General features: G+C 58.2%; 13 protein-coding genes. 7 read left to right on the top strand and 6 right to left on the bottom strand.

The features are described from left to right. Positions 1-10: 10 nt before the first annotated feature. The 6 genes from ACQCLF_RS00665 to ACQCLF_RS00640 form a co-directional block, all read right to left on the bottom strand. Complete coding sequence (locus tag ACQCLF_RS00665) at positions 11-1,165, bottom strand: mandelate racemase/muconate lactonizing enzyme family protein (RefSeq protein ID WP_426984309.1); 1,155 nt, start codon at positions 1,163-1,165, stop codon at positions 11-13. Then, on the bottom strand, positions 1,162-1,836 hold the full coding sequence (locus ACQCLF_RS00660) for a GntR family transcriptional regulator (RefSeq protein ID WP_426984308.1): 675 nt from the start codon (positions 1,834-1,836) through the stop codon (positions 1,162-1,164). The genes ACQCLF_RS00665 and ACQCLF_RS00660 overlap by 4 nt, the downstream gene beginning before the upstream one ends. A gap of 224 nt (positions 1,837-2,060) precedes the next feature. Further along, positions 2,061-3,536 carry a carbohydrate-binding protein gene (locus ACQCLF_RS00655; RefSeq protein ID WP_426984307.1) on the bottom strand — a complete coding sequence of 492 codons (1,476 nt, stop codon included), beginning with the start codon at positions 3,534-3,536 and terminating at the stop codon, positions 2,061-2,063. 278 nt (positions 3,537-3,814) lie between these two features. Then, positions 3,815-4,507, bottom strand: coding sequence for an SDR family NAD(P)-dependent oxidoreductase (locus ACQCLF_RS00650; protein ID WP_426984306.1), 693 nt, complete (start codon positions 4,505-4,507; stop codon positions 3,815-3,817). A 14-nt stretch (positions 4,508-4,521) separates the two neighbouring features. Continuing rightward, a complete protein-coding gene (locus ACQCLF_RS00645; RefSeq protein ID WP_426984305.1) occupies positions 4,522-5,712 on the bottom strand; it encodes a DUF6786 family protein in 1,191 nt (396 codons plus the stop codon). A gap of 100 nt (positions 5,713-5,812) precedes the next feature. Beyond that, a complete protein-coding gene (locus tag ACQCLF_RS00640; RefSeq protein WP_426984304.1) occupies positions 5,813-6,589 on the bottom strand; it encodes an IclR family transcriptional regulator in 777 nt (258 codons plus the stop codon). 174 nt (positions 6,590-6,763) lie between these two features. Here ACQCLF_RS00640 and ACQCLF_RS00635 point away from each other — a divergent pair, with 174 nt between their 5' ends. The 7 genes from ACQCLF_RS00635 (at position 6,764) to ACQCLF_RS00605 (ending at position 15,428) form a co-directional block, all read left to right on the top strand. Beyond that, positions 6,764-7,915 (top strand): extracellular solute-binding protein, encoded by a 1,152-nt coding sequence (locus ACQCLF_RS00635; protein WP_426984302.1) that lies wholly within the window; start codon positions 6,764-6,766, stop codon positions 7,913-7,915. Positions 7,916-7,919: 4 nt separating this feature from the next. After that, entirely contained in the window at positions 7,920-9,065 is a 1,146-nt protein-coding gene (locus ACQCLF_RS00630; protein ID WP_426984301.1) for a CaiB/BaiF CoA transferase family protein, read from the top strand. Then, the gene (locus ACQCLF_RS00625; protein ID WP_426984300.1) at positions 9,062-10,216 is read left to right on the top strand and encodes a CaiB/BaiF CoA transferase family protein; all 1,155 of its coding nucleotides are present in this window, start codon (positions 9,062-9,064) and stop codon (positions 10,214-10,216) included. Before ACQCLF_RS00630 ends, ACQCLF_RS00625 begins: the two co-directional genes overlap by 4 nt. After that, positions 10,200-11,036, top strand: a complete 837-nt coding sequence (locus ACQCLF_RS00620; protein ID WP_426984299.1) for an enoyl-CoA hydratase/isomerase family protein — start codon at positions 10,200-10,202, stop codon at positions 11,034-11,036. Before ACQCLF_RS00625 ends, ACQCLF_RS00620 begins: the two co-directional genes overlap by 17 nt. A gap of 85 nt (positions 11,037-11,121) precedes the next feature. After that, on the top strand, positions 11,122-12,573 hold the full coding sequence (locus ACQCLF_RS00615; protein ID WP_426984298.1) for an aldehyde dehydrogenase family protein: 1,452 nt from the start codon (positions 11,122-11,124) through the stop codon (positions 12,571-12,573). 24 nt (positions 12,574-12,597) lie between these two features. Continuing rightward, a complete protein-coding gene (locus ACQCLF_RS00610) occupies positions 12,598-14,964 on the top strand; it encodes a glycoside hydrolase family 2 protein (protein ID WP_426984297.1) in 2,367 nt (788 codons plus the stop codon). 89 nt (positions 14,965-15,053) lie between these two features. Then, positions 15,054-15,428 (top strand): cupin domain-containing protein, encoded by a 375-nt coding sequence (locus tag ACQCLF_RS00605; protein ID WP_169449452.1) that lies wholly within the window; start codon positions 15,054-15,056, stop codon positions 15,426-15,428. Positions 15,429-15,476 lie beyond the last annotated feature (48 nt).

The raw sequence follows: 15,476 nt of genomic DNA, 5'->3' as shown, positions 1-15,476 counted from the left end.
GTTATTGGGGTTACCAGTTGGTGTAGGAGCCGTCCGGCTTGATCAGTCGTGGTGGCTCCCAAAAGTTGAAGGTTTGCGACTGGATGGCGGCTTCATCGACGTCAATACCCAGGCCGGGGGCATCGCTGACCGTGAAGTGGTTGTCGCTCAGGGTCGGCAGGGTTCCGAACACCCGCTCGTGCTCACTCATGTCTCCGTCGTAGGGGGAAAGCTCAAGCCAGGCAAGGTTGGGAATGGCCGCGCAGTAGTGAACAGATGCGGCCGTGCACAGCGGGCTTAGCGGGTTGTGCGGCATCATGTCGATGTATTGGCTCTCGCACATGGCGGTGATTTTGGCCGCTTCGGTAAACCCGCCGGCATTGCATAAATCAATACGCCCGAACTGCGTCAGGTTCTGATTCACGTAGGGCGCAAAGGCCCACTTACTGGTGAGCTCTTCACCAATGGCCAGGGGAATATCGACCGATTGGCGCAGAGCCTGGTAGGCGGCCGGGCTTTCATCCCGAATGGGCTCCTCCAGAAAGTCCAGCGTGCCGGTGGGCATGCGCTGACAAAAAGACAGGGTTTCCGCCACGGACAATCGGTGGTGGTAGTCAATGCCCAGCACGGTTTCGGGGCCAAGCTGTTCTCGTGCGCGCGTCAACCAGTGCGCCGCGCTGGCCAGTGAACGCCGCGGATCAAACTCGGTGGTCTGGTCCGGTCGGCCGTGCTCACCGGTGGTGGCTCGGATGACGGGCCAGCCCTCGCTTTGCTTTTGCAGAAGGTCGTCTACAAAAGCCTCGCCGAAGGGCAGGGTGGAGGTGATAAACAGAGGAATACGGTCGCGCTGCTTGCCGCCAAGCAACTGATACACTGGTTGGTTCAGGGCTTTACCCAGCAAGTCATGAAGCGCGATATCAATGGCGGAAATGGCGGCGGAGAGCACCCGTCCCCCCTCGAAATATTGGCTTCGGTACATCTCTTGCCAAAGCGCTCCGATATCGGTGGCGGACCGCCCGATCAGAAATTCCCGGAAGTGTTCAATGGCCCCCACGACAGCCCGTTCGCGACCCGAGAGCCCGGACTCTCCCCAGCCGTGAATTCCCTCGTCGGTTTCAACCTTGACCAGACAGACGTTTCGAAATCCCAGCCAAAAGGCGTAGGGCTTGATGGCGGTAATTTTCATAGGCGTGACCTGACCTGCCGGGACCAATAGTCCCCGCCGTTGTGAATGTGTTGAATGAGCGCGGCGCGGGCGGCGGCTTTGTCGCGCCGTCGGAGTGGGCCAATAATGGCGTCGTGCTCCTGGATGGCTGTCTGGATGCGCGAGTCACTGATGGGCATGTTGGCGTGTAGGGCCAGCAGTCTCAGCCGCTGACGTTTCCAAAGGTCGACCACATCCCGGTTGTAGTGGTGGCGGTACATCTCCCAATGGAACAGGGTGTCCAGCTCCTTGAACCGGTCGACGTCTTTGGTGGTGAGCGCCTTCATCTCTTCGAGCAAAGCCTCCAGGCGGGCCAGCGGGGCTTCCGTGTGCTCTTCGATAAACCAGTCCAGTAAATAGGGTTCCAGTAGCTGCAACAGTTCATAGACGTCGCGCATGGTGGTGTACTCAAAGTGCGTGACCCGCGCGCCACTGTTGCGCTGAAAACTCACCAGGCCTTCGCCCTGCAGTTGCTTGAGGGCTTCCCGCACCGGGTTGATGCTGGTGTCGTAGCGTTGCGCCAGAGCGGTGGTCACCAGGCGGTCGCCACTGACGAACACCCCCTGGGCGATGTCCTCCAGCAAACGGGTATAGACGCTTCCGGGCTCACTGAAGAGACGGGAAAACAAAGATTCTTGCGTGTTATCAGTCATAAATTATGTGCAATCATTGTAGACAATAAACATAATAATGTCTGTGTTTTGGGTGAATTGCAAGGGGTGAGCGTAGAGGCAGCAGCGAGCGCGGCTGTTTAGAGCTGTCGGGCGCCGGGGCTCAAAGGGGCGCGAGCTAGGGGGAGAGGCTCTCTGGAGGGGAAGCCCCGCCCGGAAGCGAGCGGGGCCATTGCGGGTGTTATTCACCCGCCGCAAAGAATGGTTTAGAGAAATTCGTCAAAAAAGGACCGGTGGTTGTGTAGGTTGTTAAACCCGAAGATCCAGGTATCTTCTACGGTATCGGAGAAGTCCATGCCGCCGTCACGAATGGTGGGGTTTTTCCAGCCGGGGTGGTGATCAATGCTGTAATCCGCTACCCGCTTGGCTTCCGCCCAGATGTCGCCGACCTCAGCGTCATTCAGCACACGACTCCATTGGCTGGTGTCCTTGCTGTTAAACCCTGGGGATCCGTTATTTACGGAGTTTCCGTCGTCAATTTTGTGGTAGTCCGTCTGGTTTCGCACGTAGGTAAGATCGGCGTCGGTGGTTTGGTCCTGGTTCCAGTTGCTGTGTTGAACCAAGTGGATACGCTGCTGAGTGTTGATGCCGGGCATATTTTGCTGAATGCGGCGTACCAGGTCGGCGCTGAAGTCGGACTGGCCGGCTTCCTGAATCCAGATATCGCCCCCGCCACTCAGTACCGATGAGGCGATACCGTAGACTTCGTTTAGTGCGCCGCTGCGGTTGTTGTGGGCATCGGACCAGCGGTTGTTCCCGAACGCCAGGTTAAACAAGTGCTCCGCCTCAATGTAGGTGCCGCCCTGAGTGCCGTAGGCGCCGGCGACGGCGTGGACATTCACGCTCTGGAAGCGGCTGTCGCGCAACATGGTGGCGAAAGCCGCAACGGTATGAAGGTCATCCGGGTCCGGGCGTAGGTCATAATTGGCCAGCAGGAGGTCTTGACTGGCGTTGAAATGGCCTATCATTTCGCTTCCACCGCCATTGTCACCATCGTTTTGGGCGAGCTCAAACCAGTTGAGGTTGAAGCCGCCGGATTGCACCTGAACCCTCAGCGTATGATTCCCCACAGAAAGCTGGCCCAAGCCAACGGTTAAAGTCTGCCAGCTTTGCCAGCCGCCAGTGGTGCCTACCTGGATGGCCCCGGTGCGTTGGTTGCCATCAATTTCGAGTGTGAACATGCCGCCTCCGGGGTTAGATGCGACCCGGATCTTGGCCTCGTAGACTCCCGCTGACTGCACGGCAATGTCGTATTCCAGCCATTCGTTGGTCGCGATCCAGCCGACGTTGTATTGGCCGCCGTTGTCAGAGGTGGTTTGGATGTCCACGGCGTCCTGGCGGTATTCGCCGCCGAGGTTTTGAGTGGTGGTGTCAGAAAAACGAGCGTAGTCCTCCGCCTGTACATAACCGGGCACGGAGTACCGGTTGTCAGACCCCGGATCGGTGTCGCCGCCATCGTCCAGCTCGTCGCAGCGTTGGCCGCCGCACATGCAAACGCTTGATGAAGACCAGCTGTTGGCACAGTCGGTCGCCTGACTGCCAAACAAGGATTGGCACTCGGAGGTGAGGTCGCACTGGTCCTGTGCCAGAGCGGGGCTGTGAAGGCCAACGAGCAATGCCGCCGTGACCAGGCCTTTGAGCGTAAGCTCAAAGGGTGTTCGCACACTGTGAATCAACTTCATTGTAAGCTCCTTAGCGTGTGGTGCCGCACGCTTACCCCTTGCGTCACCGTTTGCGAAAGTTTGAGGTGAATGGAGTGCTACTGTGAGGTGACCGCACTCGCCGCGATGCACCTCGGGGGCCATGGTAAGGGGAGTGTTGAGGGGAGTCTGCCTAATTGTTCACAGTTAACATTTTTCGGCACTTAAATGGCATTTTAGCCCGTTTTTTGGCATTTTTCGCCGCTTTTAACGGTTTTTTGGCGACAGTCGAGGGGGCGATAATGGCTTGCCCGAACGACTTACCAACGTATGGGCGCTCCCTCCAAATCAAAAAAACCACCGGACTGCTCGGGCTGCAGTTGTTCGATGGTTTGTGCGATCGCTTGCGCCGCCTGCTCCACGGATGTGGGAGCATCGTTGCCACCCATATCGGTCTTGACCCAGCCGGGACTAATCGCTGCAGTAATGATGCCGCGCTCCGCCAGTTTGTGCGCAAGCCTGTGGGTCAGCAGATTCAGCGCCGCCTTGCTCATGGCGTATTCCTCAAACGGGCCGTCAGCCCCGATATTTTCCGCAATGGATGCCAGGCCGGAGCTGAGCTGGATAAGGCGGGCGCCTTGGGCGAGGTTGTCCCGCAGGGCTTGTATCAGCAGCGCTGGCCCGACCGCATTGCTCTGGTAGCTGTCGATAAAGGCGGCTCGTGTCCAGCTTCCCAGAGGCTGGTGGTTGGTGGCGCCGGCGTTGTTGATCATGATGTCGATAGGGCCCGCCGCTTTAAGGCCCTGAGCGCACTGTTCAATGGATCGGTCGTCCTGTAGGTCCAGCGCTACCGGCGTCAGCTGTCCGCTGGCGTTTTCCACCAGTCCTTCCCAGCCCTCGGTGTTGCTGCCTGGGCGGTGGGTCGCCAGTACCTGATGCCCCTGCGCGAGATATTGTTGCGCCAGCCCCAGGCCGAGGCCCCGATTGGCGCCAGTAATCACAATAGTGGCCATTGCTGTCTCTCCTGTCAGTCTGTTGTATCGGCGGCCTGAGCAAATGGCCGTTCTATGGTGTCCAGGCTCACGCCTAGCGTTGCTTTTGCGAGCTTGCTCAAAGCCTGCCGATCACCTTGAAAGTGCAAAGTGGTCTGCTGGTGGTGGGCGCTTTCGCCCCGAGCGAGTTGCAGGGCCGGGGAGGAGGACTCGAGCTCGTAGAATGGGCCGAAGCGTTCGCCGTCATCCATCAGTCCGTCATTAAAAACATTGGTCACATCCCCTTTGTAAGGGGCATGTTGCGCAGAGTGCTTCCCCGGTAGCCAGGTGGAGTTGACGTAACGTCTGGCCGCCGGGTCAAAGGAAAATACGATAAGCGTGAGCCGCTCCAGGGCCGGGTCCCATGCGCCCATCAAGGGGACGGTATGTTCGGGTGGGAGGCCGATTTTATTCATGTACTGGGCATCGGCCCGGTAATACACCGTACCGTCCACTACTTTCGTGTGAGACGCGCGGGTGTCATTGAAATAGGGTGTGACCCCTGTCGGTTGCCCCCGGGTCGGAATGACGACGGTGTTGTGTGGGCTGGTCTCAAAGGCACCCAGGTGCCACAGGGAGATCAGGCCGGTCTCGTCCCTCATGGCGCGCCCGGTATTGGTGATTTCCGTTTGCGCCTTGAAGCCGACGTAGTCCAGTCCCTGGGGAAGCTCGACCTTCAACGCGTTTTCGATATGGTTGGCATCAAGAAGGTGGATACTGCGCTTAACGTCCAGCTCAATCACCTGCCCCTGATAATTCTCCAGCTGTACCTGTTGGCTGAACACCGCTTCGGTATCGGTGCGGTGGAGGAGTTGATAGGGCTGCGTGGAGATGGCGGGTTGAAAGCGCACGTTATCCCCCGTTTGTTCAACCCCCGGCTCAAAAAACAAGGAATAAGGCCCCGTTTCCGGTCCGAAGCTCAGTCGGTCTGCGCCACCGACCGCCGCACTGGACACCCGTTCGGCTTGCGCCAAATAGTCCCGGTTGATCCAGCCGTGGCTGTCCCCTTGGTCCCCGCGGGCCGTGCTCACCATCACCCGACCCTGTAGCTCGGCGAGAACCATCACTTTGCGAGGCCCATCCTCCAATACGATCGGGGACTGGTGGCGAGAGAGAAGCGCTAAATCCTGCGCAAAGGTCGGATGTGCAGGCGCCTGTGAGCAACCCGTCATAAGTGAGATAGGCATAAGCAAAACCACAATGGCTGAGAGTGGGAAAAACAGACGACAGGACATAGCGCACCCTTATTGTAGACAGTCATCAGTGTACAATAAGGGTGCAAGGCTGTTAACCGGCTCGGTGGATACCCAGCCGCTGATTGATCTTGTCTGCCGTGTTGAGCACCGCTGCCGCTATGGAATCCCGGTCGTGGTGGCGACCGAGGGTGGAGGTGAGCGAGGAGGCCGCCACTGCCGCTGTCAGCCCCGAACCCGCCATGCCCACAAAGGCCGCGCAGTCCGTAACGCCCATGGTGATGTCGCTGGGCGCGAAGTGGTAGCGGTCCCGCCGGATGGTCTCCAGTTCGGCGAGGAGCTGCTGTTTTTGTTCGGCGCTGAGGTGAGGTTCCTGCCCGGCGTCGATCAGCAGCTTTTCGAGCTGCTCCTCGCTGTAGTGCGCCAGCAGTACGCGCCCGGAGGTCGTTGAGAAGAGGGGGAACAGGGTGCCCTCGGAGATAGAGAGCGACACTGGCTCGGGGCTTTTTACCTGGCTGACCACCATCAGTTTTCCCTCGTAAGGCACGCTCAGGTGGCAGGACTGCCCCACGGTCTCGGCCAACTCCATCATGGGAAGCTGCGCCGCCTGCGTCAGTTGCTCAATGGGGGAGTGGGTGTGCGAGAGGGTGTACAGCTTGAGTGAAAGCCGATACTTGCCCGAGGACTCGTCCCGCAGGATATAGCCGCGTGCCTCCAGCCCCACCAGAACCCGGTAGATTTCATTGGGGCTGCGTCCCAAGCCGGTAGCGATCTCCGCTTGTGACAGGGGGGCTACGTTGTCGGACAGGTGCTCAAGGATATCCAGCCCCTTGTCCAGGGCCGGAGCAGAGTATTTGGCGGTTCGGTTCATCGTTGCGTAAGGGCTCCGTCGGTTAAGTGTCGGCAGTATCGCAAACTCCCGGTAGGGACTCCACTTGGCTTGCTGGACCTCGTCAATGAATGACAAAAGTGGGTTGCAAGCTGACTGTCTACAATTTACCATAGAATTCATCATTTAGATATGAATGAGCTGAGCGGAGTTGAGATGAGTCAATCGGTTACTGAATTAAAAGGCATCACTTGGGGGCATACCCGAGGTTATGTGCCTATGACGGCGACGGCCCAACGCTTTGAAGAGCTGAATCCGGGGGTGCGCATAACCTGGAGCAAACGCTCTCTGCAGGCGTTTGCCGACCAGCCCATTGATGAGCTGGCGAAGGAATATGACTTGCTGGTTATCGATCATCCCTGGGCCGGATTTGCCGCGCAAACCGGGGTGATTGCGCCTCTGGAAGACTGGGTGGGTGAGGACTTTCTCGCCGATCAGGCGGCCAACACGGTTGGCCATTCCCACGAAAGCTACCGGTATGCCGATCAGCAGTGGGCTCTGGCTATTGACGCCGCCACCCCGGTGGCTTCGGCGCGTATGGACTTGCTGGAACAAGCGGGTGGGGGCATGCCCCAGACCTGGGATGACCTGATGGACCTTGCCAGGAAAGGCAAGGTGGCCGTGCCCTCGATTCCGCAGGATACGCTGATGAACTTCTATATGTTGTGCTGCACTTTGGGGGAAGACCCCTGTGTGAGTGATGGAGAAGTGGTCAGCGAGGCCGTTGGCACCGAAGCCCTGCGGCGGTTGCGCGATCTGTCTGTGAATCTGGATCCTAATTGCTTCGATTGGAATCCCATCAAAGTCTATGAGGCGATGACGCGCACCGACGATTTCGCCTACTGCCCCTTCGCCTACGGTTACGCGAACTACGCCAAGCCCAATTACGCCCGTCGGTGCCTGAAGTTTGCGGATCTAGTGGCGTTGGAGAACGGTAAGCGCTGCCGGACCACGTTGGGGGGCACAGGCTTGGCCATTTCTGCCAGCTCCAGCCATAAAGAGATAGCCGCGGAATACGCCCGGTTTGTCGCTAATGCGGACATGCAGAAAGGCTTCTATATTGAATTTGGTGGTCAGCCGGGTTATCGCCAGGCGTGGTTGGATGAAACCGCCAACCAGGTATCCGATAATTACTTTGTCGATACGCTGCCTGCACTCGACCGCGCGTTTTTGCGGCCCCGCTACCACGGCCATATGAATTTTCAGGACAACGCCGGCGCCCCGATTCGCGAATACCTGATGGACGGGGGCGACGAAAAGGCGCTGCTGACGCACCTGAATAAACTGTACCAAACCTCGAAAGGCTGAACGTATGAAACTGCCGCTTGAGGGCCTGACGGTTCTCGAATTCAGTCAGTATTTGGCGGGGCCCTACGCCGGTTTGAGATTGGCAGACCTCGGCGCGCGGGTGATCAAAGTCGAGCGCCCGGGCGCTGGCGACGCCTGTCGGAAGTTGGTGACCAAAAACCTGTGGGCGGACGGAGATTCCGTCCTGTTTCACACCATCAATCGTAACAAGGAAAGCTTTACGGCCAACCTGAAAGACCCGGACGACCTGGAGCGGGTGCGCCGCCTGGTAGCACAGGCGGATGTGATGACCCATAACTTTCGCCCGGGCATTATGGATCGTCTGGGGCTGGACTATGACAGCGTCTACGAGTTGAACCCGAGCATTGTGTACGGAGAGGTCAGCGGTTATGGCGAGTCAGGCCCCTGGCGCGACCGGCCGGGTCAGGACCTGCTGGCGCAATCGGTATCCGGGTTGACCTGGTTGAGCAACACTGCGGATAAACCGCCCACGCCCTTTGGTATTGCAGTGGCGGACATGCTGTGCGGCACCCACTTGGCGCAGGGCATTCTGGCCGCGCTGGTGCAACGCCGACGAAGTGGACAGGGCAGCAAGGTCAGCGTCAGTTTGCTGGAGTCCATACTGGATCTGCAGTTCGAAGGGTTGACGGTATTTTTGAGTCAGGGGCAACAACTGCCCGAGCGAAGCACAGTGGCCGGAGCGCACGTCTACCTCGGAGCGCCCTACGGCATTTACCCAACCGCCGATGGTCATATCGCGCTCTCCATGGGTTCCCTGGAGACACTGTGCCATGCCCTGGGTTGTACCGGCCTGGAGGCGTTCGATACGCCCCGGGCGCAGTTTGACCACCGCGATCACATCAAGGCCCATCTCTCCGACCATTTGCGCACGCAGACCACACACCACTGGCTCTCGGTGTTGGAGCCGGAGGGCTACTGGTGCTCGGACGTACTCGACCATCAGCGTTTGACCGAAGAAGAGGCTTACCGGGTTTTGGAAATGGAGCAGACGGTCTCCAGGGGAGACGCGGTCAGTCTGCGGACGACTCGTTGCCCCATCCGAATCAACGGGGAAAAGCTGTTCTCATCCCGAGCGGCACCGGTCTTGGGTGATTCGACCGAACGGATTACGAAGGAGTTCTCGCTGTGATCAGACCACTTGAGGGGATACGCGTCCTCGACTTTACCCAGTTTCTGGCCGGCCCGGTCGCCACCCTGCGGCTGAGTGACCTGGGTGCTCGGGTCATAAAAGTGGAGCACTATGAGCAGGGAGATCTCACGCGAAAAATTTACGCACCTCAGCTGAACTTAGATGGTGAGTCGGCGTTTTTTCAGGCCATTAACCGGGATAAGGAAAGCCTCAAGGTCAACCTTAAAAACGCGAAGGACCATGCGCTGATCTCTCGGCTCGTGGAGGCATCGGATGTAGTTGTTCACAATTTTCGCCCCGGTGTCATGAACCGTCTCGGCCTCGACTATGACACCTTGAAGAGCGTCAACCCGACGCTGGTGTACGGCGAGATCTCCGGCTACGGCGCGGAGGGCCCCTGGCGCCAGAAGCCAGGTCAGGACCTTTTGGTTCAGGCATTGTCCGGGTTGACTCAGCTCAGCGGTGCGGAGAGCGACGGCCCGGTGCCCATGGGCCTGGCCATTGCCGATTACCTGGCAGGCTCGCAATTGGTGCAAGGCGTTCTGGCGGCGCTGGTCGGTGGAGAAGGGACGCTTGTTGAGGTCAGTATGCTCGAAGCGATATTGGACTTTCAATTCGAGCCGCTGACGTTGTTTTATCAGGATGGTGAACCGGTCAGTCGCGGCGAGCAAAACCCCGCGCACTCGCTGGTCGCGGCCCCCTATGGACTCTACCAAACGCAAAACGGTTACTTGGCGCTGGCCATGGGCTCTATTACCGCATTGGCGGAACTGTTGGCGTGTGAGCCATTAAAAGCGTACGACGATCCGAGCCGTTGGTTTGAACTGCGGGACCCCATCAAAAAAATATTGGCCGATCACCTGAACACCCAAACCACGGAACACTGGCTGGGCCTATTGGAGCCGGCGGACATTTGGTGCGCACCGGTGTTGAATTGGCGCGACCTAGTTGAGCATGACGGCTTTAAGGCGTTGTCCATGCTGCAAAGCGTGACCAATAGCCGCGGCTTTGAATATCAAACCACCCGTTGCCCCATCCGCTTAAACAATGAACGGCTCACTGCCCATCGCGCCGCGCCACTGTTGGGAGAGCACAGTGACGCCATAAAACATGAGTTTGCCAACGAGGTCCCCCATGGTTCCCACAACTGATACCAGTGGCGCGGCCACAAAAAGTGGCACACCAACAACGGCTGACTCTGTCGTTAGCGTCAGCGTGGCACAGGGCGTTGCGCAAATTACGCTGAACCGTCCTCCCGCGAACGCCTATAACCTCTCGGTACAGCGGGCCCTTTATGACGCGGTGGCGGACGTGGACCAGCGCTCCGATGTTCTGGTGGCCGTGTTGCGTAGCGCCAGTGATCGGTTTTTCTGTGCGGGTGCGGACATCAAGGAGTTTCAGAGTAATTCCATGGCGGACAATCAGGCCATGGTCGAACAAGCGCGGCGCACGCTGGCCGCCATGGAGCGCAGTGGCGTGCTCTTTATCGCACAAATCGGCGGCCACGCCCTTGGGGGTGGCCTGGAACTCGCGATGGCGTGTGATGTTCGGTTTGCCGCGCGAGGTTCGTATCGTTTGGGGCTGACGGAAATTAAGCTGGGGTTGATTCCCGGCAATGGCGGCACTCAGCGTTTGACCCGTCTGGTGGGAATGCCTCGTGCGCTGGAGCTGCTGGCCTCGGGCGATCCGTTTGGGGTGGAAGAGGCGGCCCGGTGGGGGCTGATCAACCGCCTGTATGAATCCGAGGCGCTTGCGTCGGAAACGATGGCGTATGCCGAGCGCGTAGCGGCCGGCCCGGCCTTGGCGCTGGCGGCGAGTAAGCGGGCGGTTCGGGACGGCGGGGAGCTGCCGTTGGCCGAGGGGCTGGCAACGGAGCAGGCACTGGCGGATGGCTTGTATGACACTCGGGACGCCGAGGAAGGCTTTCAGGCCTTCCTGGAAAAGCGGACCCCTCATTTTACCGGTCGCTGAGCCCTCGGGGGTTGGCGACTGACGGAAAAACCGTACTTCAATCTTTGTACTCCAATAACAATCGGCCTGAACGAGGAGCAGAACCATGAATACGTCCCTGCAGCACTACCCGTGTTATATCGATGGCCAATGGGTGGACGCCTCCAATGGTGCCACCTTCACCGTAGAAAACCCGGCGACGGAAGAGGTTTGGGCTACCATCCCCGACTGCACGGTGGAAGACGCTGACCGCGCCCTGAAAAGCGCTCAGAAAGCCCAGCCTGACTGGCAGGCGCTTCCCGCCATTGAACGTGGTCGGCATTTGCTGGCCGTGGTGGAGGGCCTGAAAGCGCGACGGGAAGAGTTTGTTCGTCTGCTGGTGTTGGAACAAGGTAAAACCACACCAGAGGCACAAGGGGAGTTCGACGATACCCTGAATTACTTGACGTACTCGGCGGAAGCCGCCCGGCGCATTGAAGGCAACATCTATCCGTCGGACAACCCCAACGAACAGATCTGGATTCAAAAAGTGCCTTACGGGGTAACGTTGGGGTTGTGTGCCTACAACTTCCCGCTGGCGTTGATTGGGCGGAAAGTCGGCCCTGCGCTGGTAACGGGGAACACCATGGTGCTAAAGCCCCACGAGGCGACGCCGGTAACGGCCTCTCTGTTTTGCCAGGTGGCGCACGAGGCGGGTTTGCCGCCGGGTGTACTGAATCTGGTGAGCGGTACGGGCATTACCCTTAGCTCCCACCTGGTCTCCAGCCCGATGACTCGCTTGGTCTCTTTAACCGGCAGCACGCGTGCGGGGCAGGCGATCTATAAAGCCTCGTCTGAGAACGTTTCCGGCCTGGTGCTCGAGCTGGGGGGCAAGGCGTCGTTTGTGGTGCTTGAAGACGCCGACCTGGAGAAAGCAGCCGATGCCGCGGTGATCTCCCGCTTTGCCAACTGTGGCCAGGTGTGTATCTGTAACGAGCTGGTTCTGGTGCAGGAGTCCATTGCCGACAAGTTCGAAGCCATGGTGCTGGAGCGCGTCAAAAAGATTCGCTACGGCCAGCCGGACTCGGAGGTGGATATGGGGCCAAGCGTCACCGGTGCGAGCATCGAACGGGTGAACGGCCTGGTTCAGGAAAGCATCAAAAAAGGCGCGCAGGTCGCCACCGGTGCAAAGCGTCCTGAGGGCTCCGAATTTGAAAAAGGCCACTGGTATGAACCCACGGTACTGACTCAAGTGACGGCTGATATGCCGGTGGCAACGGACGAGATTTTCGGGCCGGTACTGCCCATTATCCGGGTCAAGGATTACGAGGAAGCGCTGGCCATTACCAATGACCGGGAGGATGGTCTGTCGTCCTACATCTTCACCAAAGACATCAAGAGAATCATGCACGCCGTCCATCATATGCAAGTGGGTACGGTCTTCGTGAATCAGCCGATTTCCGGGTATATCCAGGGTTATCATTCCGGCCACAAGCGCAGCGGCGTTGGCGGCGAGGACGGCGTTTACGGCATTGAAAACTATCTGCAAAAACGTGCCGTCTATTTTAATTACGAATAATACGTTCAGTAAGAGGTTGTATTAATGTCTAGAATCAATTTGGACCTCAGCGGCCACCGCTGGCAAATGGAAAAGATGCGCCCGGGGCAAGGTATCCGGGAGGAGCTGCATCTGTTGCCCGCCGAATACCAGGGGACCACGTTCAGCTGGAATTTCGCCACGGTGCCCGGCGACGTCTACACCGATCTGTACCGCACCGGCGAGCTGGAAGACCCGTACTTTGGCCGCAATATGCACAAAGCCAAATGGGCTCAGGAATACGAGTGGTGGTACAGCCACCGGTTTGCGGTGCCGCAGTCCATGAAAGGGAAAGTGATTCGGCTGATTTTTGAGGGCGTAGATTACAGCTGCGATGTCTGGCTGAACGGTCACCACCTGGGGCGCCATGAGGGGATGTTCTCCGGGTTCGAGTTCGATATCACTGAGTTCGCTAATTTTGACGAGTGGCGTGATGGTTCGAACATGCTGATGATCAAGCTGGACCCGCCGCCCAAGAACTATCGCCTGTGTGGCGGCAAGAAGGTCAACTTCTCCGGGGATTACTTTACCGGCCTGGTGCCCTTTGGTCTCTGGCGCCCGATCCGTATCGAAGCGACTGACACCGTGCGGATCAATAACATTCGTGCTGATGTCAGCCTGCCGCAACCCGGCGAGGCGGCGGTGGATGTTCTTGTGGAGGTGTGGAACCACGGAGACAAGCCGGTGACCGCGGATCTGGAATTCGCGCTGTCCGGGCGTAACTGTGAGGCGACTCCCATCGGTGAAACGAAAAGCGTTCGATTGAAGCCCGGTTTAAACACCCTTGAACAACGTCTGACAGCGACAGATCCAAAACTGTGGTGGCCCTGGGATATGGGAGACCAGAACCTCTACAACCTGGACGTCAGCGTCCAGCAAGAGAACGGTGGTAGTGACCAGCAGCAAGAAGTGATTGGGCTGCGGGAAATTCGCATGGAGATGAATCCGGGTTTCACCCCGGAGGAAACCGAGTACCCCTGGACGTTCGTGGTCAACGGCAAACGGCACTTTCTTCGCTCAGCGTGCTGGGGTGGCCAGCCCTCGCTGCTCTACGGACGCAATAACCTGAAGAAATACGAGGATCGGGTGGCCATGGTCAAGGAGGCCAACATCAACAACTTGCGGATTTTCGGATGGCACCCGCCGGAGATTCCGGACTTCTACCGGTTGTGTGATGAGTTGGGTATTACCGTCTGGACCAACTTTACCCTGGCCACCCAGGCTTACTCGAAAGAAGACGCTTTTGTGAAGGATGTACTGCACGAGTGTCGGGCCATTGTTCGAGAGCGTCGCAATCACCCCTCCCAAATTTTCTGGATGGGCGGTGAAGAGGTATTCTTCTCTGGCGCCCACGAAGAGAGCGGCAACCGCTATCTGATGGACGTGATCGGGGACGAGGTAAAAAGCTGCACCAATGTTCCCTATGGCTTGGCATCGCCGCTCAGTTCGGAGTCGGCGGTCAATATGGGCTTCAAGCCCAAAGAGTCCATTCACGCCAATGAGCACTACTACCAGGGTGGTGCGGAGTTTATGGAAGAGTACTACCCGGCGTTGGACTGTGCGATTGTGCCGGAGCTGACTGCCGCCTCGGCGCCCTCTGTGGACAGTTTGAAGAAGTTTATCCCGGAAGACGAGCTGTGGCCAATGGGAGTGAGCTGGGCCTATCACTGGGCCGATATCGATGTTCTGAAAAACCTCAACTTCGAAGTCTTTGACGATTATCGAACCGGTTCGCTGGAAGAGTTCGTCGAAGCCACACAGGTTGCCCAGGGGACCGTGATTCAGTTCGCGCTGGAAACCTATCGTCGCCGCAAGCCCAAGATGAGCGGTGTGGCCATTTGTCACTTTATGACGCACTGGCCGGACATCAAATGGGGCGTCATCGATTACTATGGTGAGAAAAAGCGGTCGTTTGACTATCTCAAATGCACCTATCAGCCGTTGTTGCCCAGCCTGCAGTTTGACCGCCGGCGCTGGCAGGCCGGTGAAGATTTTAACGCCCAAATCTGGGTGGTGAATGACTACCAGTACGAACATGAAGCGCTGACGCTGGAGTGGACGCTTCGCTACCAGGACCGGGAAACCGGTGTGGCCGGCCACAAGGTCATCGACGTTGCCGAAGATAGCTCTTCCCATTATGCGGACATAAAGTGGTCGCTTCCCAGCAATGCGCAAGGGCAGTTCACAGTATCGTTGTTGCTTAAAAACGCCTCGGGAGAGGTGGTGGCAGACAACGACTACGTGCTGTTGGTGGGAGACCAGAAGGCGGCGAAGGCGCAAAGCCTGGCCTATTTGGCGGAAGCGCAAGAGCGCCTGGACCAGTTCGGACACAACGTCTATCGATACTGGCCGGACCGCTGGCAGGTGGAATAAGCAAATGCCTTGAGGTGTGCACCGGGCTTACCAGGCCCGGTTTTTTTGAATCAAAAAATCGAATGACTACTGACCGGAGAAACTACGCTATGAGATCGCATATTTCCATGTTGGCTCGAAATGGCGCGGGTGTTTTGGTTCGAGCAAACACTGAGAAGGCCCAGCCACTCGAACACAAAGGCTGGAAACTGCTGACCACCAGTGACGCCGGCCTTGGGCTGGTATTTCTGGAAGCCGAACCCGGCGCGGACGAGTTTCCCATTCACTCCTCAGAGGACGCCTGGGTAGGAATGGTGGTTCGGGGAACGGGAACGCTGTTTGCGGGGGATCGTAATGAAGTGATCGTGGATGGTATGGACTATCGCGAAGGGGATTTCATTACCTTTGAGCCCAATACCCCTCACGCTTGGCGCAATAATGGGTCAGATGTGTGTCAAATACTTCTGGCACGGCGGGATGCCTAATGTAACTCGTTTAAGAGCGAATAAAAAAAGGGCACGCAGGGCGTGCCC

Source organism: Marinimicrobium sp. ARAG 43.8 (assembly GCF_050113635.1).
Taxonomy (GTDB): domain Bacteria; phylum Pseudomonadota; class Gammaproteobacteria; order Pseudomonadales; family Cellvibrionaceae; genus Marinimicrobium.
The sequence above is the reverse complement of the archived record's forward strand: the minus strand, read 5'-3'. Positions and strand labels throughout refer to the sequence as shown.